We start from the raw sequence: 20,256 nt of genomic DNA on the forward strand, positions 1-20,256 counted from the left end.
CAAGAACGAAAGAGGAAACCCCCCCCCCCCCCCCACCACCCCCCCCCCCCCCCCCCCCCCCCACCCCCCCCCCCCCCCCCCCCCCCCCCCCCCCCCCCCCCTCCTGCGTGTGTCGTCCAGCCGGAGACCGCCGCGTACGCCATCGACCACGCGTACGGCCGGTCCGTGCCGCCCGGCTCACTGACCGGCGCCCCCTCCGTACCGGGAACGTGGCGGAATACGTCATGCCGTGCTCACATCACCGCCCAGATGGGGATACTCACACCATGTCTGCCGAGTACGCGACTTTCGGTCTGGCACCGGCCATGCGCGCCGGTGGAGTTCTCGCCAACGGTGACTTCCAAGTCCACCGGGATTTCGTCGACTTCATCGTGAACGGGCGCCCGCTGCTGTTCCAGCTCTCCGACCTCGACGCCGTCTCCCCGCTCGCCTCCGACGTACCACCCGCGATCTTCACCCACCATGTGCGCGGACTCCTCCTGGAGACCCCGGCACCCCTGCTCGACAACCGGCACGTCATCTACGGCTGCCCCGAGTGCGAGGGCCTGGACTGCGGCGCGGTCACCGCGGTCATCGAGCGGGCACCGGACGGCGCCGACACCTACGTATGGCGGGACTTCGCCTGGCAGACGGCCGACCGGGCCGACCTGGAGCTCAACGGCTACCACGGCATAGGGCCCTTCCGGTTCCAGGGAGCCGAATACCGGGAGGCGCTGGGGCAGTTGCTGACCGCAGGCGAGCCGACGCCACGCCGCAGGGTGCTCCTGATCGGCGCCCGCGTCGCCGTCCTCGCCAAGCTCGCGGCGGCGCTGCGCACGATCGGTGTCGGCGCCGAGATCGCGGCGGACGCCGCGGGCGTGCCGCCGGACGAGCTGCGGACGTACGGGGCGGTGGCCTTCGGCCGCTCCGTCCCGGCGGCGACACGCGACGGGGTGCGGGCGGCGTTCGACGGGGCGGGACTCCGGGTCGCGTACGTCGACGGCATGGCCCCGATCATCCCGCTCCTGGTCGCGCAGATAGAACACGCCCTGGACCGCAGCCCGCTGGAACTGCGGCGCCTTACGCGGCTCGCGGCGGCCGGCGGTTCGGCGGACGTGGAGATCACCTCGACGTGCCGGGTGCAGCTCGTCGCGTACCGCCTGGACCGGCTCTCCCGCACCCAGGTCCATCAGGTCTTCGACGGCGTCCTGGAGCCGGGCGAGCACCGTGTGCCGCTGGACGCCAAGGCGACGAAGGGGGAGTCGTTCGTGGTGGCCCGGACGACGGACAGCGTCCTGACGACGCCGATAGTGAGGTAGTCCGAGGGGCGCCCGGGATGGACGTCTCTCCTGTGACGTGGCTCACACTCCCGACCTGTCACGCCGGGGCCCGCGCGCTTGTCCCATGGGCGTCACCGATAAGACGCCCCGATTCCGGGGCATGAGCGCGGGAGTCGAAGATGGAGAACAACCACCGGATCCTCGTCCTGGGCGGCGGCTACACCGGCATGCTGTGCGCCATCCGTCTGGCCCGCCGCACCCGGCGTACCGGCGCCCGTATCACCCTGGTCAATCCTTCTGCGCGCTTCACCGAGCGGCTGCGGATGCATCAGGTCTTCGCCGGACAGGAGTTGGCGGACCACCGGATCGGCGATCTCCTCGACGGGACGGGCGTCGTGTTCGTGCAGGGCGCGGCCACGGCCATCGACACCGCGGGCCGGTCGGTCGCCGTCGAAACGCCGGACGGTCCGGTCGAGCTCGCCTACGACAGCATGGTCTACGCCCTCGGCAGCGCCACCGACACGAGCATGGTTCCCGGAGCCGGTGAGTACGCCCACACCCTGAACAATCCAAGAGACGCGCGGCACTTCACGGACCGTCTGACTCAACTGGCCGCAACCGGCGGCACGGTGAGTGTGTGCGGCGGCGGCCTCACCGGCGTCGAGGCCGCCACCGAGATCGCCGAGAGTCACCCCGGCCTGCGCGTCACCCTGATCAGCCGGAGCGAACCCGGCCCGCTGATGAATGTGAAAGCGCGCGCCCACCTCCAAGCCGCGTTCGCACGCCTCGGCATAACCCTTCGCACCGGCTCCGCCATCAGCAAAGTCCTGCCCGGTGGCGTCGAGCTGGCCGACGGTACGAACGTCCAGGCCGACGCGTGCCTGTGGACCACCGGCGTACGGGTCCCGGCCCTCGCCGCGGACGCAGGCATCGCCGTCGACGAGCGCGGACTGATCCTGGTCGACGCGACCCTCCGCTCGACCTCGCACCCGGAGATCCACGCGATCGGCGACGCGGCCGCCGTCCACCAGGCATGGGGCCAGATCCACGGCACCTGCCAGAGCGGCCTCCCCACCGCCGCGTACACCGCCGACGCCCTGGCGGGGCGGCTGCGCGGCAAGAGCGTCAAACCGTTCCGCTTCGGCTACTTCCACCAGCCCGTCAGCCTCGGCCGCCGGGACGCGGTCATCCAGTTCACCCACGCCGACGACACCCCGCGCCGCTGGTTCCTGAGCGGCAGGGCCGCCGTCGCCTACAAGGAGCTGATCAGCGGCAGCCCGGTCAAGATGTACCGCCTCACCAAGCGCGTCTACGTCTCCGCCCACTTGTCCCACGGCGGCCGCGCGACCCGGCCGGCGAAGAACGCGTGACGAAGGTCCTGTCGTTCTGTTCCCCGCGCTGGGAGCATGCCCCGATGACCGATGCCACGCCCGCACTTGACCCGTTCCTCGAACACCGGCGGCTGCTGCACTCCACGGCCTACCGGATGCTGGGCAGTGTCGCCGATGCCGAGGACGTCCTGCAGGACGCCTGGCTGTCCTGGAACTCCGCGGACCGCGACACCGTCCGCCACCCCAAGGCCTACCTGGTGCGCACGGTCACCAACCTGTCGCTGAACCGCCTCACCTCGGCGCGGGCCACCCGCGAGACATACGTCGGCCCGTGGCTCCCCGAACCACTCCTGACCTCACCCGACGTAGCCGAGGGGAGCGAGATGGCCGACACCGTCTCCACGGCGATGCTGGTCGTCCTCGAATCCCTGAGCCCGGTGGAGCGCGCGGTCTTCCTGCTCCGCGAGGTCTTCGGCTACTCCCACGCGGAGATCGCCGAGACCCTGGACCGCCCCGAGGCCACGGTCCGGCAGATCGCGCGCCGCGCCCGCGCCCACGTCCAGGCGCGGCGCCCCCGCTTCGACACGGACGCCGACGAGCGCCGCCAGGTCACCGCGCGTTTCCTCGCGGCCTGCTCGGGCGGCGACCTGAACGCGGTCATGGAACTCCTCGCCCCCGACGTCACCGCCTGGTCCGACGGCGGCGGCAAGGTCACGGCGGCCCGCCGCCCGCTGCACGGCACCGACCATGTGGCGCGCTGGTTCCTCGGCGTTCTGGCCAAGCCCGTGATGACGGGTGTCACCTGTGAGCCCGCCACCATCAACGGCGAACTGGGCGTCCTCTTCAAGCTGGGCGACTACATCGGAGGGTGCCTGACCTACGACCTCGCCGACGGCTTGATCCACAACATGCGTTTCCAGTTCAATCCGGACAAACTCAGCGGTCTGCGTCTGTCGTGACGGCCGGGCCGTGCTGCCGGACGAGCGGGCTCGGGCCTCGCATAAACTCGACCCCCTGATGACCGCAACCCTCGTCGCCAAGAATCTCGCCGCAGGCCACGGCGACCGCTCCCTCTTCTCCGCCCTCGAGCTGGTCGTCGCGCCCGGCGACGTGATCGGCCTGGTCGGCGCCAACGGCGCCGGCAAGTCGACCCTCCTGCGCCTCCTCGCGGGCCTGGACACCCCGGAGGCCGGCGAACTGCGCCTCGCCCCGGCCAGTGCGGCCGTGGGCCACCTGCCGCAGGAACCCGACCGCCGCCCCGGCGAGACCATCCGCGCCTTCCTGGCCCGCCGCACCGGCGTCGACGAAGCCCAGCGGACCATGGACGAGGCCACCCAGGGCCTGGTGGACGGAACCCCGGGCGCCGACGACGCGTACGCGTCCAGCCTGGAGCGCTGGCTGGCGCTCGGCGGCGCGGACCTGGACGAGCGGGCGGAGGAGGTCGCCGCCTCCCTCGGCCTCGACGTCAGCCTCGACCAGCCGATGACCTCGCTCTCCGGCGGCCAAGCCGCCCGCGCGGGCCTCGCCTCGCTGCTCCTGTCCCGCTACGACGTGTTCCTCCTGGACGAGCCGACCAACGACCTCGACCTCGCGGGCCTCGAACGCCTGGAGAGCTTCGTCCGTGGACTGCGCGCCGGCACGGTCGTCGTCAGCCACGACCGCGAGTTCCTCACCCGCACCGTCACCAAGGTCCTCGAACTCGACCTCGCCCAGCAGCAGGTCAACCTCTACGGCGGCGGCTACGAGGCCTATCTGGAGGAGCGCGACGTCGCACGACGCCACGCCCGCGACGAGTTCGAGGAGTACGCCGACAAGAAGTCCGCCCTCGAAAGCCGCTCCCAGATGCAGCGGTCCTGGATGGACAAGGGCGTCAAGAACGCCCGCCGCAAGGCGGGCGACAACGACAAGCTCGGCAAGAACTTCCGCAGCGACTCCAGCGAGAAGCAGGCCGCGAAGGCACGCCAGACGCAGCGCATGATCGAGCGGCTCGATGTCGTCGAGGAGCCCCGCAAGGAGTGGGAGCTGCAGATGGAGATCGCGTCGGCGCCGCGCTCCGGCAGCGTCGTCGCCACCCTCCGTGACGCGGAGGTGCAGCGCGGGCACTTCACGCTCGGTCCCGTGACGCTGCAGATCGACTGGGCGGACCGGGTGGCGATCACCGGCGCGAACGGCTCGGGCAAGTCGACCCTGCTCGGCACCCTGCTCACCCGCATTCCCACGGACGCGGGCCACGCGGCACTCGGCTCGGGAGTGCTCGTCGGCGAGGTCGACCAGGCGCGTGCGCTGTTCCACGGTCCGGAGTCGCTCCTGGACGCGTTCTGCGCGGCCGTGCCCGACACCGTACCGGCCGAAGTCCGCACGCTGCTCGCCAAGTTCGGCCTGAAGGCGGCACACGTCCTGCGCCCCGCGGCCACCCTCTCCCCGGGCGAACGCACCCGGGCGGGCCTCGCGCTGCTCCAGGGCCGGGGCGTCAACCTCCTGGTCCTGGACGAACCGACGAACCACCTCGACCTGCCGGCCATCGAGCAGTTGGAGTCCGCCCTCGACGCGTACGAGGGCACGCTGCTCCTGGTCACGCACGACCGCAGGATGCTGGACGCCGTACGGGTCACTCGCCGTCTGGAGGTGGCGGAGGGCAAGGTGACCGAGCTGTCACCCTGACCTCCGCCGACTCGTCCGAGCCTCCGGGCTCTCCCCGGATCAGCGCTTCTTGGGGTCCAGGAGACCGGCCCGGCGCAGCGCGTCCGCCATCGCGTCATTGGCCGGCGGCGGGCCCTGCCGCTCCTTGCGCTGGCCCTGACCGCCGCCGCCCTGCTGCCGCGGGGGCCGCTGCCCACGCTGCTGCGGCGGACGTCCACCCCGCTTCGGCTGCTCCCCGCCGGAGGAGGCCGCCTCGTCGTCCAGGCGCAGCGTCAGCGAGATCCGCTTGCGCGGGATGTCGACGTCCATCACCTTCACCTTGACGATGTCGCCCGGCTTCACCACGTCACGCGGGTCCTTGACGAACGTCTTGGACATCGCGGAGACATGGACGAGCCCGTCCTGGTGGACGCCGATGTCCACGAAGGCTCCGAACGCCGCCACGTTCGTGACGACCCCCTCCAGGACCATCCCGGACGCGAGGTCGGAGATCTTCTCGACGCCGTCCTTGAAGGTCGCCGTCTTGAAGGCGGGACGCGGGTCGCGACCCGGCTTCTCCAGCTCCTTCAGGATGTCGCTGACGGTGGGCAGACCGAAGGACTCGTCCACGAACTCGTCCGCCCGGAGCGAGCGCAGCGTCGCCGTGTCGCCGATGAGCGAGGCGACCTCGCCGCCCGTCTTCTTCGCCATCTTGCGCACCACCGGATATGCCTCGGGGTGCACGCTGGACGCGTCGAGCGGGTCGTCGCCGCCGCGGATGCGCAGGAAGCCCGCGCACTGCTCGTACGCCTTGGGGCCGAGCCGTGCCACGTCCTTGAGGCCCTTGCGGGAGGAGAAGGGGCCGTTCGTGTCGCGGTGCGCCACGATGTTCTCGGCGAGGCCGGCGCCGATGCCGGAGACCCGGGAGAGCAGCGGGGCGGACGCGGTGTTCACGTCCACACCGACGCCGTTCACACAGTCCTCGACGACCGCGTCGAGGGAGCGGGACAGCTTCACCTCGGAGAGGTCGTGCTGATACTGGCCGACGCCGATGGACTTCGGGTCGATCTTCACCAGCTCGGCGAGCGGGTCCTGCAGGCGCCGGGCGATGGACACGGCGCCACGCAGCGACACGTCCATGTCGGGCAGCTCCTGCGAGGCGAAGGCCGAAGCGGAGTACACAGAGGCGCCCGCCTCGGAGACCATCACCTTCGTGAGGTTCAACTCCGGGTGCTTCGTGATGAGTTCACCGGCGAGCTTGTCCGTCTCGCGGGACGCCGTGCCGTTCCCGATCGCGATCAGGTCGACCGAGTGTTCCTTGGCGAGCTTCGCGAGCGTGGCCAGGGACTGGTCCCACTTGTTCGCCGGGACGTGCGGGTTGATGACGTCCGTCGCGACGACCTTGCCGGTCGCGTCGACCACGGCGACCTTCACGCCCGTACGGAAACCGGGGTCGAGGCCCAGCGTCGCGCGCGTGCCCGCGGGTGCGGCGAGCAGCAGGTCGCGCAGGTTCGACGCGAAGACGCGGACGGCCTCGTCCTCGGCGGCCGTGCGAAGACGCAGGCGCAGGTCGATCCCCAGGTGCACCAGGATGCGGGTCCGCCAGGACCAACGCACCGTGTCCTGCAGCCACTTGTCGGCCGGGCGGCCGCGGTCCACGACGCCGAAGCGGTGGGCGACCATCCCCTCGTACGAGGACGGGCCCTCCGTGGCCTCCTCCGGTTCGAGGACGAGGTCGAGCACGTCCTCCTTCTCGCCGCGCAGCATCGCGAGGACGCGGTGCGAGGGGAGCTCCTTGAAGGGCTCGGCGAAGTCGAAGTAGTCGGCGAACTTGGCGCCCGCCTCCTCCTTGCCCGCGCGGACCTTCGCGGCGAGGCGGCCGCGCACCCACATGCGCTCACGCAGCTCACCGATCAGGTCGGCGTCCTCGGAGAACCGCTCGGCGAGAATGGCGCGGGCACCGTCCAGGGCGGCCTGCGGCTCCGCGACGCCCTTGTCGGCGTCCACGAAGGCCAAGGCCGCGGCGAGCGGATCCACCGACGGGTCGCCGAGCAGGCCGTCGGCCAGCGGCTCAAGCCCTGCCTCGCGGGCGATCTGCGCCTTCGTGCGGCGCTTCGGCTTGAACGGCAGGTAGATGTCCTCGAGCCGGGCCTTCGTGTCCGCCGCGCGGATCCGCGCCTCGAGATCATCCGTGAGCTTGCCCTGCTCGCGGACCGATTCGAGGATCGCGGCGCGCCGCTCCTCGAGCTCCCGCAGATAACGCAGCCGCTCCTCGAGCGTACGCAGCTGCGCGTCGTCGAGCATCTCGGTCGCTTCCTTGCGGTAGCGAGCGATGAAGGGCACCGTCGAGCCGCCGTCGAGCAGGTCGACGGCGGCCTTCACCTGCCGCTCCCGTACGCCGAGTTCTTCGGCGATCCTGCCTTCGATCGATGCTGGACTGGACGTCTGCAGAGGTGCCACGTTTCCCGCCTTCTCACTGGGGTTGCGGGGCAATTGTGGCAGGTGGCACCGACAGCGGGGGGATCAGACCCGGCGTGCCCGCCCGGGACGGCGTCCCGTCCGGCGCCCGCCTCGCCGCGTGGAGCTCGAGGCACCGCCGAAGAGCCGGGCAACGGCGCGGAACGGCAGCGTCACCACGGTGGCGAGTGCCGCGCCGATCTGACGCAGGACATCTGCGATCGCTCGGAACACGGGATTTCCCCTTTCGTCGCCCGGTCCGGCGCCAGGCGCGCCGGAGCGGAGAGGAACGGGTACCTCGCGGGGCGTAATCCATGCCTGCGCCGTGGCGCCGAGCGCACCGCGGGCCCGGCTACTCCTTGCCGAGCAGATCCGCGGGGAACGCGCCGGCCTGGAGCGCCGCGCCCGCGAACACGGTCCCCAGCTCCGTCAGACGCTCGACGCCGGCCGCGCCCAGGTGTTCGTACGGAGCCCGGTCGAGGCGGTCCGTGGCCTCCTCGACGTCCTTGCGCAGTGCGACGCCCGCCTCGGTCAACTCGGCCACGCCGTCGTGCAGTCCGCGGGTGCGCAGCCGCTCCACGGCCGCGTCCCAGTCCTCCTGGGTCCAGCCGCGCGTGTTGAAGTTCCACTTGGGCCGCATGCCCTTGCCGGTCGCGGTGTGGCTCACCAGGGCCTCGATGCCGTCGAGTTCGGCGTGCTGGAGGGCCGTGAGATGCCCGTCGCCCCGGTGCTCGCGCAGCAGCGTCGCCGCGTGCCAGAGCGCGAGGTGCGGCTGCTCGGGTACGGGCAGGTCCGCGTGGGCGGCGTAGAGCGGCCGTGCCGAGCGGGAGCAGGCCTCGGTGGCGCGCAGTGCGAGCTCGGCGGCCTCCGCCATCTCCGGCGACGCGAGGGCGTCCTCTCCGAGGAGGCGCCGCAGCGTCGAGTCGACGGCACGCGCGCGTGCCGCGAGGACGTCTTCGGGGGACGCGGTGCGCCAGATCCCGGGCACGTGCCGGGCGACGGTCTCGTGCTTGTAGTTGTAGAACGCGGCCGTGACCACTCCGGCGGCGACCGGCCCCATCGCCGCGGTGCGCACGGCGAAATTGACGGCCTTCGGGTGGGTGATCCCGATCGCGGTCAGCTCGCGCCCCGTGTCGGGCGAGAAGTAGTGCGTCGAGTGCAGCGAATTGAGCACGGTGTGACACCGACGTCCCGCGCGCGGGTGCAGTGCCGCAGCCGGGGAGGGGGGCTTGAGAGAAGTCATGACCGCACGCTACCGACTGGTTGGTATGACGTGAAGCCCGGGGCGCCGGGAGACCGGGCGGCCCCCGTGTCGCCACCATCGATGGCAGGAAAAGTGGGGCATTCGTCATTGCGGCCATCCGGTGCGAGGCCAAGAATCAGGGCATGGAGCAGCGAACTGTCCTGGTCGTCCTCTACGACGGTGTCCAGAGCCTCGACGTCACGGGACCGGTGGAGGTCTTCGCGGGCGCCGCCGCCTGCCACGGCGGTGACGTTCCCGCCTACCGCGTCCGCACCGCCTCCCTGGACGGCGGCCCCGTCCGCACCTCCAGCGGCCTCACGCTCGTACCGGACTCCTCCCTCGCCGACGCCCCCGCCCCGCACACCCTCCTCGCCCCGGGCGGCATCGGCAGCCGCGACGCCGACCCCCGCCTGATCGACTGGCTCCGGACGAACGCCCCGCGGGCGCGGCGCCTGGTCTCGGTCTGCACCGGCGCCATCCTCTTCGCCGAGGCCGGGCTCCTGGACGGCCGCCGGGCGACGACGCACTGGGCGTTCTGCGACAAGCTCGCGCGTGATCACCCCGCCATCGAGGTCGACCCGGACCCGATCTTCGTCCGTGACGGTCACGTCGCGACCTCCGCGGGCGTGACCGCGGGCATCGACCTGGCCCTGGCCCTGGTGGAGGAGGACCTGAGCCGGGACGAGGCGCTGATGGTCGCGCGCTACCTCGTCGTCTTCCTGCGGCGGCCGGGCAACCAGGCGCAGTTCAGCGCCCAGCTCGCCGCGCAGACGGCCCTGCGCGAGCCGCTGCGCGAGGTCCAGCAGTGGATCACCGAGCACCCGGACGAGAACCTCTGCGTGGAGTCGCTCGCCGCCCGCGCCCGGCTCTCGCCGCGGCACTTCGCCCGCGCGTTCCAGACGGAGACGGGGATGACGCCGGGCAAGTACGTCGAGCGCGTGCGCGTCGAGCACGCGCGCCGCCTCCTGGAGGACACCTCGCACGGGATCGGGGAGGTCTCGCGCGCCTGCGGCTACGGCACTCCGGAGGCGATGCGCCGCGCCTTCGTCAAGACCCTCGGCGCGGCGCCCGCCGAGTACCGGCGGCGCTTCCACGCCCCTCTCGCACCTCAGCCGGCCCCCGCCCTGAACGGATAGGTACCCATGCAGATCGCCATCGCCCTGTTCGAACGCTTCACCGCCCTCGACGCGGTCGGCCCGTACGAGACCCTCAGCCGCATGCCCGGCGCCGACACCGTCTTCGTGGCCGAGCGCCCCGGCCCGGTGCGCAACGACAACGTCTCCCTCGCGCTCGTCGCCGACCGCTCCTTCGCCGACGTACCCGAGCCCGACGTCCTGGTCGTCCCCGGTGGTCCGGGCCAGAGCGACCACATGGCGGACGAGGCACTCCTGAGCTGGCTGCGGTCCGCGGACGCCACCAGCACCTGGACGACGTCCGTGTGCACCGGCTCCCTGCTGCTCGCGGCGGCGGGGCTCCTCAAGGGGCGCCGCGCCACCTCGCACTGGCTCGCCCTGGCGGAGCTGGCGAGGTTCGGCGTGGAGCCGACGGAGGAGCGGGTGGTGTTCGACGGCAAGTACGTCACGGCGGCCGGGGTCTCCTCCGGCATCGACATGGGGCTCGCCCTGATCGGCCGCATCGCGGGGGAGGAGCAGGCCCAGACCGTGCAGCTCCTCACGGAGTACGACCCCCAGCCGCCGTACGACGCCGGTTCCCCGCACAAGGCGCCCGCGCACCTCGTCGAGAAGTTCCGGGCGGGCAGCCGCTTCAGCCAGTAGCGCCGTCGCCCGCGACGGCACCGCCGGGAGTCCAGGTGAAGCGCGACGCACGGCGCTCCAGGAAGGCGGCGACGCCCTCGGCGGTGTCGCCGCCCGCACGCGCCTGCTCGCCCCAGTGGGCGTCGCGGTCCAGGCGCCCGGCGGCGAACTCCTTGGCCGCTGCCTGCGTCAGCTGTGAACGTGAGGCGAGGACGGCGGTGAACTCGGCGACCCGCTTGTCCAGTTCGCCCGCGGGCAGCACCTCGTCGACGAGACCCGTGCGCAGCGCCCGCCCGGCGTCGATCAACTCACCGGAGAACAGCAGGTACTTGGCGGCGGACGGACCCACGAGCGACACCAGGCGCCGCGTCGACGACGACGGATAGACGATCCCGAGCTTCGCGGGAGTGATCCCGAACAGGGCGCCCTCGTCCGCGAACCGCAGATCGCAGGCCGCCGCGAGCTGGCTCCCACCGCCCACGCAGTAGCCGCGCACCGAGGCCAGCGTCGGCTTGGGGAAGGCGGAGAGGGCTTCCTCGGCCCGCACCGCCAGGTCCTGCGCCTCACCCGGCGACTCCCGGAGCGAGGAGATGTCGGCCCCCGCGCAGAAGGTTTCGCCCTCGCCGGTCAGCACGAGCGCCCGCACGGCCGGATCGGCGGCGAGCCCTGCGAGCAGCGGCGGCACCTGACGCCACATGTCCGCCGTCATGGCGTTGCGCTTCGCCGGATGATCGATGACGACGGTGGCGACGCCGTGGGTGACGGCCTGCCTCAGCTGCGGCTCCATGCGCAGGATGCTATCCGCACCTCTCGAACGTACGATCAAGAAGGGGCGGCCCTGAGAACTCTGTGCAGCGGGGGAAGCAGGACGGAGACGCTGATGGCCCGATCCAAGAGCGCCGAGGCCGCCGCACCCCAGGCCCAGGGCGCCAAGCAGCTCAACCGCAGTCTCGGCTGGCTGGCCCTCCTCGGCGCGGTCCTGGCGATCGCCGGGCTCGTGGGCCTCGTCTACACGGGCGTCGCCACCCTCACCTCCATGCTCCTCTTCGGCTGGCTGCTCCTGATCGGCGGGTGCGTCGGTCTGCTGCACGCCGTGCAGTCACGCGGCACGAACTTCTTCTGGCTCGGCGTGGTCGTCGCCGCCCTGAACCTCGCCGCCGGTGTCGTGATCATCCGAAGGCCGGATGTGGCGGCGGAGGCGCTGACGATGTTCGCCGCGCTGCTGTTCCTGACCGGTGGTGTCTTCCGGCTCGTCGGCAGTCTGGTGGTACGCGGCCCCCAGTTCGGCTGGACGCTCGTGCAGGGTGCCTTCGGTCTGCTTCTCGGCATCCTGGTGCTCGCCAACTGGCCCAGCAGCAGCCAGTACGTGATCGGCTGCTTCTTCTCGCTCGCGCTGCTCTTCGACGGCCTCGGCCTGCTCGCCACGGGCCTGGGCGGGCGCCGCATCGTGAGCATGGTCAGTGAGGGCACGGAAACGGGACAACGCGAACAACCCGTACAAGCGGAAGAAAGCTTCAAAGCGAAGCCGGAGGGTCAGAAGTAGTCGCTCGCCCGACGCGCTCGGACGTCAGTGATCAAATGCCGTCGATAGTCGCTGACTTCTGTTCAGGCACACGGTCCGGACCAACGTAGTCCCAACACTCGACACGTGGTGACAATCGAGCGCAAGGGCGGCGACCGGACGATGGACGACGACGGGAGGGGCCCCGGCCCACTCCCTCGGGAGCCCGCGAAAGTGCCGTACGAGGGCGTGTGGCGGTTCACCGCCGCCGCCGTGGACGCCTCGGTGCCCCAGGCGCGGCACGCGGTGCGCGACCTGCTCGCGCGGCAGGGCGTGCCCGTATCGGACGACATCGTGCAGGGCCTGCTCCTGATCGTCTCCGAACTGGTCACCAACGCGGTGCGGCACGCGGCCCTGCTCTCACCGATGCTGGCGGTGGAGGTGGCGGTGGGCGCCGAGTGGGTGCGGGTCTCCGTGGAGGACGACCACCCCTACCGCCCGACCGCCCTGGTGGCCGACCACGGCCAGACCGGCGGCCGCGGCCTTCTCCTCGTACGCGAGATCACCCAGGAGGCGGGCGGTGCCTGCGACGTCGAGCACACCGCGAGCGGGGGCAAGGTCATCTGGGCGGCCCTGCCCCTGAAGCCCAACGGATCGGCTCCGTCCGGGGGTTGACGCACCCCCTGGCTCTCACCAGCCGGCGGAAGGCCCCGTCAGCTCCCGGATCGCGGGCCGCGCCGCGTCCAGGACGGTCATGAACCACGCGGAGAACGGTCCCTCCGCATGCCGCTGCGCCAGCTCCCCGGCCGTCACGAACGCGGTCTCGCCGACCTCGGACGCGTCGGGCCGCAGCGGCGCCTGGACCATTCCGACGAAGAGGTGGTTGAACTCCTGCTCCACCAGACCCGAGTCGGGGTCCGGGTGGTTGTAGCGCACCGTGCCCGCCTCGGCGAGCAGCGAGGGCGAGACGCCCAGCTCCTCGTACGTCCGGCGCGCGGCGGCCGCGAACGGCGCCTCGCCGGGGTACGGGTGCCCGCAGCAGGTGTTCGACCAGACGCCGGGGGAGTGGTACTTGCCCAGGGCGCGCTGCTGCAGCAACAGCCGCCCCTGCTCGTCGAAGAGGAAAACGGAGAACGCCCGGTGCAACTGCCCGGGCGCCTGATGCGCGGAGAGTTTCTCCGCTGTGCCGATGGTCCTGCCGTCCTCGTCGACGAGTTCCAGCAAGATCGCTTCTCCGGTGCCGTTCGACGAGCTGTTCGCCGCGGTGGCAGGTGTGGTCGGCATACGCATCCTTCGCTTCGGTCTTCCGAGCCTCAAGTCTGCCGCACGTGACGGGCCCTCCTGGCAAGGAACCACCGGAAGCCACCCTCACCGGTACTCGAAGACCGATCAGTGGCAGAGCTTCGCCTCGTGCTCCGCGTGGCCGACCGGCTCCAGCTGGAAGGTGCAGTGCTCGACGTCGAAGTGGTCGCCCAGGCAGCCCTGCAGTTCGTGCAGCATCTTCTCGTGGCCGATCGCGTTCAGGGTCTCCGTACTGACGACCACGTGCGCGGAGAGGACCGGCATCCCCGAGGTGATGGTCCAGGCATGCAGGTCGTGGACGTCCTCGACCCCCGGCAGATCCAGTATGTGCGAGCGGACCTCGGCCATGTCCACGTCCTTCGGCGCGGACTCCAGGAGCACGTTCAGGGTCTCCCGGAGCAGTTTCACCGTGCGCGGGACGATCATGAGGCCGATGACGAGGGAGGCGATCGGGTCCGCCGCCTGCCAGCCGGTCGTCAGGATGAGCACCGCCGCGACGATCACGGCCAGGGAGCCGAGCGCGTCGGCCATGACCTCCAGGAACGCGCCGCGCACGTTCAGGCTGTCCTTCTGGCCGCGCATCAGGAGCGAGAGGGAGATCATGTTCGCCACCAGGCCGATGACGCCGAAGACGATGGTCAGTCCGCCCTCGGTCTCGGCGGGCGTGATGAACCGCTGGATCGCCTCGAACAGGACGTAGCCGCCGACGCCGAGCAGCAGCAGACAGTTGGCGAGCGCGGCGAGGATCTCGGCGCGGGCGTAGCCGAAGGTGCGGTTCTCCGTGGCCGGGCGATTGGCGAACTGGATCGCGAGCAGCGCCATGCCGAGGCCGAGCGCGTCCGTCGCCATGTGCGTCGCGTCCGCGATGAGCGCGAGCGAATCCGCCATGATGCCGCCGACGATCTCGACGACCATGACGATGATCGTGATCGAGAGCGCGATGCGAAGCCGCCCCCGGTACGCCGCTGTCGCCGTCCCCCCGTGCGAGTGTCCGTGATCGTGCCCAGCCCCCATGGAAGCCGCCTCCGTGTGTTCGGTATCGGTCTTCTGTTCCCTGGTCGCGCGTCTGTCGCGATCACAGTGAACTACTGGTGGGGGGTATCCGGCAACACGGCACTGAACACCGTTGTCATATGCTCTGACCTGCGGAAATGACCGCAGGTCAGAGCGCTGACGTGATCAGGAGCGGCGTGCCTCGGGGTGGTGGAGGCGCCAGCCGGCCCACGCGGATTCGACCATCTCGCGTACCGTGCGCCGCGCCTTCCAGCCCAGCTTCTCGGCGGCCAGGCCCGCGTCCGCCACGGCGCGCGGTGCGTCGCCGTCGCGGCGCGGCTCGACGATCGCGGGGCGGGTGTCGCCGGAGATCTCGCCGATGAGTGTGACGAGTTCGCGTACGGAAACACCCTCGCCGCTGCCGATGTTCACCGTCAGGTCGCCCTCGGGGTGCGCCTCCACGCGGCGGGCCGCCGCGAGGTGGGCGTCGGCGAGATCGGCGACGTGGATGTAGTCGCGTACGCAGGTGCCGTCCGGGGTCGGGTGGTCGGCACCGAAGATCCGCGGCGACTCGTCCCGGGTGAGCCGGTCGAAGACCATCGGGATCACGTTGTAGACCCCGGTGTCCGCGAGCTCGGGGGTCGCGGCGCCCGCCACGTTGAAGTAGCGCAGGCACACGGTCGCGATGCCGTGCGCCCGCCCGGCAGCCCGCACCAGCCACTCCCCGGCGAGCTTCGTCTCGCCGTAGGGGCTGATGGGCATGCAGGGGGTGGCCTCCGTCACCAGGTCCACGTCGGGCGGGTTGCCGTACACCGCGGCCGACGAGGAGAAGACGAAGCGCTTGATGCCGGCCTCGGCCACCGCTTCGAGCAGCGTCACCAGACCGCCGAGGTTCTCGCGGTAGTAGCGCAGCGGCTGCTCCACGGACTCGCCGACCTGCTTGCGGGCCGCGAGATGTACCACACCCGTCACCTCGTGCTCGGCGAACACCCGCCGCAGCAGCTCACCGTCGAGCGATGAGCCCCTAATGAGAGGGATGTCCGCGGGGAGCCGCTCGGGCACCCCGGCCGAGACATCGTCCAGGACGACCACCCGCTCCCCGGCGCCGGCCAGAGCCCGCACCACATGTGCCCCGATATATCCCGCTCCACCTGTGATCATCCATGTCATGGGCGTCGACTTTATGTCGTTTGTGCCGGTCGCTCGAAGCGCGGTTTGTGGGGGCCGCCCCCGATCGACCATGATGATCGAGTTGGCGGAGGCCGCTGCAGGTCATGCTTATGGGGCCGTAAACAGGCGGTGAACGCCCGCTTCCCATCATCCGATAGCCTCTGCCGACGTGCCGCCCGGCCGCTGCCGGCCAGGGGCGCCCCTCATCACGCACGTGCCCGGCGCGAGCCGCGCCGGCAATCAAGGAGTGAGTTCGTCTGTCGACCGCCATCCTGACCGGTCAGCCGGTCCCCGGGTCGCCGCTCGAAGGCGATCTGCGGTCCCTGGGGTTTGACGTCCGGGTCGCCTCCGACGCGGCGGACACCGAGACGCTGCTCGCCGCCGTCCCCGCCGGGCAGCGGGTCGCCGTCGTCGACGCGCGCTTCGTGGGCCACGTCCACGCGCTGCGCCTCGGCCTGACGGACCCGCGCTTCCCCGCGTCGGCCGTCCCCGGCGCCGTCACCGCGCAGCCCGAGGCCCGCGCCGATCTGACGCGCGCCCTCCGGGCCACCACCGGCTCCGGCAACGGCGGCGGCTCCGCCGTGACGGTCGAGGCGCTCGCGGACCACGTGGCCGAGGCGATCGAGGCCGAGGGCCGCGCGCTGCACCGCCCCGACCTCGGCACCCTCGTCGCCACCGTGCCCAGCGATCCGCAGACGCGGAACGAGGCACGCCAGGCCGTCGCCGCCGTGGACGACGAAGCCGTACGCCTGCGCACGGCCGTCAAGTCGCGGGACGGCTTCTTCACCACGTACTGCATCTCCCCGTACTCGCGCTACATCGCCCGCTGGTGCGCGCGCCGCGGCCTGACCCCGAACCAGGTCACCACCGCCTCGCTGCTCGTCGCCCTGATCGCGGCGGGCTGCGCGGCCACCGGTACTCGCGGCGGCTTCGTCGCGGCCGGCCTCCTTCTGCTCTTCTCCTTCGTCCTCGACTGCACGGACGGGCAGCTCGCCCGCTACTCCCTGCAGTACTCGACGCTGGGCGCCTGGCTGGACGCGACGTTCGACCGCGCCAAGGAGTACGCCTACTACGCGGGACTCGCGCTGGGCGCGGCCAACGCCAACGGCGACGACGTCTGGGCGCTCGCGCTCGGCGCGATGGTCCTGCAGACCTGCCGGCACGTCGTCGACTTCTCCTTCAACGAGGCGAACCACGACGCGACCGCCAACACCAGCCCCACCGCGGCCTTCTCCGACAAGCTCGACAGCGTCGGCTGGACGGTCTGGCTGCGCCGGATGATCGTGCTGCCGATCGGCGAGCGCTGGGCGCTGATCGCCGTGCTCACCGCGGTGACCACCCCGCGCATCACCCTGATCGTGCTGCTCATCGGCTGTGGCCTCGCCGCCTGCTACACCACGGCGGGCCGCGTCCTGCGCTCCCTCACCCGCAAGGCGACCCGCACCGACCGCGCCGCACAGGCACTCGCGGACCTCGCCGACACCGGGCCGCTCGCGTCGTCCTTCGCCGCACTCAGGCTCGGCGGCCGCTCGCTGCCCGCGCCGGTCCTCGCCTTCGTCGGCGGCGCCGTGCTGGTCTGCGTGGCGGGACTCACCTCGTACGGCAGCCCATGGGTGATCGTCGCCGCGGTCGTCTACGTCATCACGTCCGGGCTCGCCGTCGCCCGCCCCCTCAAGGGCGCCCTCGACTGGCTGGTCCCGCCGTTCTTCCGCGCGGCCGAGTACGGGACGATCCTGCTGCTCGCCGCCAACGCGGACGTGAACGGTGCCTTGCCCGCGGCTTTCGGACTGGTGTCCGCTGTCGCCTACCATCACTACGACACGGTGTACCGCATTCGCGGCGACGCAGGCGCGCCGCCGCACTGGCTGGTGCGGGCGATCGGCGGGCATGAGGGCAGGACGCTGGCGGTCGCTCTCGCCGCCGCCCTGCTCACCGACACAGATTTCACCGTCGCGCTCACGGCTCTCGCCGTGGCCGTGGCACTCGTGGTGCTCGTCGAGAGCATCCGCTTCTGGGTGACCGCTCACAAACGCGGCGCACCCGCCGTACACGATGAAGGAGAACCCGCATGATCGGCCTCGTGCTGGCGGCCGGCGCCGGACGGCGTCTTCGCCCCTACACCGACACGCTCCCCAAGGCCCTGGTGCCGGTCGACGGTGACACCACCATCCTCGACCTGACCCTCGGCAACTTCGCGGAGATCGGTCTCACCGAGGTAGCGATCATCGTCGGCTACCGCAAGGAGGCGGTCTACGACCGCAAGGCGGCGCTCGAGGAGAAGTACGGCCTCAAGCTCACGCTGATCGACAACGACAAGGCCGAGGAGTGGAACAACGCCTACTCCCTCTGGTGCGGTCGTGACGCGATCAAGCACACGGTGATCCTCGCCAACGGCGACACCGTGCACCCCGTCTCCGTCGAGAAGACGCTGCTCGCCGCCCGCGGCGACGGCAAGAAGATCATCCTCGCCCTCGACACGGTGAAGAACCTCGCCGACGAGGAGATGAAGGTCATCGTGGACCCCGAGAAGGGCGTCCAGAAGATCACCAAGCTGATGGACCCGGCGACCGCCACCGGTGAGTACATCGGTGTCACGCTCATCGAGGGCGACGCCGCAGAGCAGCTGGCCGACGCCCTGAAGACCACCTTCGAGCGCGACCCCGACCTCTACTACGAGGACGGTTACCAGGAGCTCGTCAACCGCGGCTTCAAGGTCGACGTGGAGCCGATCGGCGACGTCAAGTGGGTCGAGATCGACAACCACGACGACCTCGCCAAGGGCCGGGAGATCGCGTGCCAGTACTGACGAGGCTCATCCCCTCGCCGGTCGTCGTGGACATCCGGCCGGGGGCGCTCAACGACCTGGCCGGTGTCCTGGCCGACCAGCGGATCTGCTCGTCAACCGGCAAGCTCGCCATCGCGATCAGCGGCGGCTCCGGCGCGGTGCTGCGCCAGCGGCTCGAACCGTCGCTGCCCACCGCCGAGTGGTTCGAGGTCGGCGGCGGCACGCTCGATGACGCCATCAAGCTCGCCGACGCCATCAAGAAGGGCCGCTACGACGCGGTCGTCGGCCTCGGCGGCGGCAAGATCATCGACTGTGCCAAGTTCGCCGCCGCGCGCGTCGGCGCGCCGCTGGTCGCTGTCGCGACGAACCTGTCGCACGACGGCCTGTGCTCGCCGGTCGCCACGCTCGACAACGACGCGGGCCGCGGCTCGTACGGAGTGCCGAACCCCATCGCGGTCGTCATCGACCTCGACGTGATCCGTGAGGCCCCCGTACGGTTCGTGCGCTCCGGCATCGGCGACGCCCTGTCCAACATCTCCGCGATCGCGGACTGGGAGCTCGCCGCCCGTGAGCGCGGCGAGGACATCGACGGCCTCGCGGCCGCGATGGCCCGCCAGGCCGGCGAAGCCGTTCTGCGTCACCCCGGCGGTGTCGGCGACGACGCCTTCCTGCAGGTCCTCGCCGAGGGTCTGGTCCTCACCGGCATCGCGATGTCCGTGTCGGGCGACTCCCGCCCGGCGTCCGGCGCCTGCCACGAGATCAACCACGCCTTCGACCTCCTCTTCCCCAAGCGCGCGGCCAGCCACGGCGAGCAGTGCGGCCTGGGCGCGGCCTTCGCGATGTTCCTGCGTGGAGCGCGCGAGGAGTCGCTGTACATGGTGGAGGTCCTGCGTAGGCACGGTCTCCCCGTGACGCCGGAGGAGATCGGCTTCACCGTGGACGAGTTCGTCCAGGTCGTGGAGTACGCCCCGCAGACGCGCCCCGGGCGCTACACGATCCTCGAGCACCTCAATCTGAATTCCGACCAGATCAAGGACGCATACGCCGACTATGCCAAGGCCATCGGTAGCTGAACTCCGCCCCGTCGTTCACCCCGCAGGGGTGAAGGACCGGCGCAGTGGTGAGCACTGGGCGGGACGCCTGTACATGCGAGAGATCTCGCTGCGCTGCGACCGCTACCTGGTGAACACCAGGATCACGCCCAACCAGCTCACGTACCTGATGACCGTGGCCGGCGCCCTGGCCGCCCCGGCGCTTCTGGTGCCGGGGATCACGGGCGCCGTGCTCGGCGTGATCATGGTCCAGCTGTATCTCCTGCTCGACTGCGTCGACGGCGAGATCGCCCGCTGGCGCAAGCAGTACTCCATGGCCGGGGTCTACCTGGACCGGGTCGCCGCCTACCTGTGCGACGCCGCGGTGCTCGTCGGCTTCGGCCTGCGCGCCGCGGACCTGTGGGGCTCGGGCCGCATCGACTGGCTGTGGGCCTTCCTCGGCACGCTCGCCGCGCTCGGCGCCATCCTGATCAAGGCGGAGACCGACCTCGTCGGTGTCGCCCGCCACCAGCAGGGCCTGGCGCCGGTCAAGGAGTCGGCCTCCGAGCCGCGCTCCTCCGGCATGGCCCTGGCCCGTCGGGCCGCCGGAGCCCTCAAGTTCCACCGGCTCGTGCTCGGCATCGAGGCGTCCCTGCTGATCCTGGTCCTCGCGATCGTGGACTCGGTCCGGGGCGACCTGCTCTTCTCGCGGATCGGTGTCGCCGTCCTGGCCGGCATCGCCCTGCTGCAGACCCTGCTGCACCTCGTGTCCATCCTCGCCTCCAGCAGGCTGAAGTGAGTGCGGCGGGGA

20 protein-coding genes are annotated in these 20,256 nt (G+C 71.2%); 12 read left to right on the forward strand and 8 right to left on the reverse strand.

The features are described 5' to 3' along the window. The first annotated feature begins 266 nt into the window (after positions 1 to 266). The 4 genes from ACZ5U5_RS34390 to ACZ5U5_RS34405 all read left to right on the forward strand — a co-directional run bounded on the left by ACZ5U5_RS34390 (position 267) and on the right by ACZ5U5_RS34405 (position 5,251). Positions 267 to 1,298 (forward strand): oxidoreductase, encoded by a 1,032-nt coding sequence (locus ACZ5U5_RS34390; RefSeq protein ID WP_469029625.1) that lies wholly within the window; start codon positions 267 to 269, stop codon positions 1,296 to 1,298. A 140-nt stretch (positions 1,299 to 1,438) separates the two neighbouring features. Continuing rightward, the gene (locus tag ACZ5U5_RS34395; RefSeq protein WP_469029628.1) at positions 1,439 to 2,629 is read left to right on the forward strand and encodes an NAD(P)/FAD-dependent oxidoreductase; all 1,191 of its coding nucleotides are present in this window, start codon (positions 1,439 to 1,441) and stop codon (positions 2,627 to 2,629) included. Between the two features lie 44 nt (positions 2,630 to 2,673). Beyond that, positions 2,674 to 3,549, forward strand: coding sequence for an RNA polymerase sigma-70 factor (locus ACZ5U5_RS34400; protein ID WP_469029631.1), 876 nt, complete (start codon positions 2,674 to 2,676; stop codon positions 3,547 to 3,549). Between the two features lie 58 nt (positions 3,550 to 3,607). Further along, the gene (locus ACZ5U5_RS34405; protein ID WP_469029634.1) at positions 3,608 to 5,251 is read left to right on the forward strand and encodes an ABC-F family ATP-binding cassette domain-containing protein; all 1,644 of its coding nucleotides are present in this window, start codon (positions 3,608 to 3,610) and stop codon (positions 5,249 to 5,251) included. Positions 5,252 to 5,290: 39 nt separating this feature from the next. Here the strand turns inward: ACZ5U5_RS34405 and ACZ5U5_RS34410 are convergent, their stop codons facing one another. The 3 genes from ACZ5U5_RS34410 to ACZ5U5_RS34420 form a co-directional block, all read right to left on the reverse strand. Next, positions 5,291 to 7,669, reverse strand: coding sequence for a Tex family protein (locus ACZ5U5_RS34410; RefSeq protein ID WP_469029637.1), 2,379 nt, complete (start codon positions 7,667 to 7,669; stop codon positions 5,291 to 5,293). A 63-nt stretch (positions 7,670 to 7,732) separates the two neighbouring features. Further along, a complete protein-coding gene (locus ACZ5U5_RS34415; protein WP_469029640.1) occupies positions 7,733 to 7,900 on the reverse strand; it encodes an LPFR motif small protein in 168 nt (55 codons plus the stop codon). A gap of 118 nt (positions 7,901 to 8,018) precedes the next feature. Then, the gene (locus ACZ5U5_RS34420; protein WP_469029643.1) at positions 8,019 to 8,909 is read right to left on the reverse strand and encodes an SCO6745 family protein; all 891 of its coding nucleotides are present in this window, start codon (positions 8,907 to 8,909) and stop codon (positions 8,019 to 8,021) included. Positions 8,910 to 9,052: 143 nt separating this feature from the next. On the opposite strand from ACZ5U5_RS34420, the gene ACZ5U5_RS34425 reads away from it, so the two are divergent. Together ACZ5U5_RS34425 and ACZ5U5_RS34430 are read left to right on the forward strand one after the other, a co-directional pair. Next, positions 9,053 to 10,045: a GlxA family transcriptional regulator gene (locus tag ACZ5U5_RS34425; protein ID WP_469029646.1), complete on the forward strand. Its 993-nt coding sequence runs from the start codon at positions 9,053 to 9,055 to the stop codon at positions 10,043 to 10,045. Between the two features lie 6 nt (positions 10,046 to 10,051). After that, positions 10,052 to 10,684 (forward strand): DJ-1/PfpI family protein, encoded by a 633-nt coding sequence (locus ACZ5U5_RS34430; RefSeq protein ID WP_469029648.1) that lies wholly within the window; start codon positions 10,052 to 10,054, stop codon positions 10,682 to 10,684. Here ACZ5U5_RS34430 and ACZ5U5_RS34435 read toward each other — a convergent pair. Beyond that, positions 10,674 to 11,450, reverse strand: coding sequence for an enoyl-CoA hydratase/isomerase family protein (locus ACZ5U5_RS34435; RefSeq protein ID WP_469029651.1), 777 nt, complete (start codon positions 11,448 to 11,450; stop codon positions 10,674 to 10,676). The genes ACZ5U5_RS34430 and ACZ5U5_RS34435 overlap by 11 nt on opposite strands. A gap of 93 nt (positions 11,451 to 11,543) precedes the next feature. Between ACZ5U5_RS34435 and ACZ5U5_RS34440 the strand changes: the two genes are divergently transcribed. Both ACZ5U5_RS34440 and ACZ5U5_RS34445 read left to right on the forward strand, forming a co-directional pair. Further along, the gene (locus tag ACZ5U5_RS34440; RefSeq protein ID WP_469029654.1) at positions 11,544 to 12,206 is read left to right on the forward strand and encodes an HdeD family acid-resistance protein; all 663 of its coding nucleotides are present in this window, start codon (positions 11,544 to 11,546) and stop codon (positions 12,204 to 12,206) included. Positions 12,207 to 12,347: 141 nt separating this feature from the next. Beyond that, positions 12,348 to 12,839 (forward strand): ATP-binding protein, encoded by a 492-nt coding sequence (locus tag ACZ5U5_RS34445; protein WP_469029836.1) that lies wholly within the window; start codon positions 12,348 to 12,350, stop codon positions 12,837 to 12,839. 15 nt (positions 12,840 to 12,854) lie between these two features. Here ACZ5U5_RS34445 and idi read toward each other — a convergent pair whose 3' ends face one another. The 4 genes from idi to ACZ5U5_RS34465 form a co-directional block, all read right to left on the reverse strand. Further along, complete coding sequence (gene idi / locus ACZ5U5_RS34450) at positions 12,855 to 13,448, reverse strand: isopentenyl-diphosphate Delta-isomerase (protein WP_469029657.1); 594 nt, start codon at positions 13,446 to 13,448, stop codon at positions 12,855 to 12,857. A 105-nt stretch (positions 13,449 to 13,553) separates the two neighbouring features. After that, positions 13,554 to 14,480 carry a cation diffusion facilitator family transporter gene (locus ACZ5U5_RS34455; RefSeq protein WP_469029659.1) on the reverse strand — a complete coding sequence of 309 codons (927 nt, stop codon included), beginning with the start codon at positions 14,478 to 14,480 and terminating at the stop codon, positions 13,554 to 13,556. A gap of 165 nt (positions 14,481 to 14,645) precedes the next feature. Continuing rightward, positions 14,646 to 15,629, reverse strand: a complete 984-nt coding sequence (gene galE, locus ACZ5U5_RS34460; protein ID WP_469029662.1) for a UDP-glucose 4-epimerase GalE — start codon at positions 15,627 to 15,629, stop codon at positions 14,646 to 14,648. Positions 15,630 to 15,835: 206 nt separating this feature from the next. Further along, positions 15,836 to 16,069: a hypothetical protein gene (locus ACZ5U5_RS34465; RefSeq protein ID WP_469029665.1), complete on the reverse strand. Its 234-nt coding sequence runs from the start codon at positions 16,067 to 16,069 to the stop codon at positions 15,836 to 15,838. Between ACZ5U5_RS34465 and ACZ5U5_RS34470 the strand changes: the two genes are divergently transcribed. From ACZ5U5_RS34470 to ACZ5U5_RS34485, 4 genes are read left to right on the forward strand one after another with little or no spacing between them, the layout of a single operon-like run. Continuing rightward, positions 16,055 to 17,701, forward strand: a complete 1,647-nt coding sequence (locus tag ACZ5U5_RS34470) for a DUF5941 domain-containing protein (RefSeq protein WP_469029667.1) — start codon at positions 16,055 to 16,057, stop codon at positions 17,699 to 17,701. The two genes, ACZ5U5_RS34465 and ACZ5U5_RS34470, sit on opposite strands and share 15 nt — an antisense overlap. Next, the gene (locus ACZ5U5_RS34475) at positions 17,698 to 18,435 is read left to right on the forward strand and encodes a phosphocholine cytidylyltransferase family protein (RefSeq protein ID WP_363207563.1); all 738 of its coding nucleotides are present in this window, start codon (positions 17,698 to 17,700) and stop codon (positions 18,433 to 18,435) included. The genes ACZ5U5_RS34470 and ACZ5U5_RS34475 overlap by 4 nt, the downstream gene beginning before the upstream one ends. Continuing rightward, complete coding sequence (locus ACZ5U5_RS34480) at positions 18,423 to 19,487, forward strand: iron-containing alcohol dehydrogenase family protein (RefSeq protein ID WP_249586470.1); 1,065 nt, start codon at positions 18,423 to 18,425, stop codon at positions 19,485 to 19,487. Before ACZ5U5_RS34475 ends, ACZ5U5_RS34480 begins: the two co-directional genes overlap by 13 nt. Continuing rightward, positions 19,465 to 20,244, forward strand: coding sequence for a CDP-alcohol phosphatidyltransferase family protein (locus ACZ5U5_RS34485; RefSeq protein ID WP_160508728.1), 780 nt, complete (start codon positions 19,465 to 19,467; stop codon positions 20,242 to 20,244). Before ACZ5U5_RS34480 ends, ACZ5U5_RS34485 begins: the two co-directional genes overlap by 23 nt. Positions 20,245 to 20,256 lie beyond the last annotated feature (12 nt).

The sequence above is a fragment of the Streptomyces sp. NPDC033177 genome, from assembly GCF_055577715.1.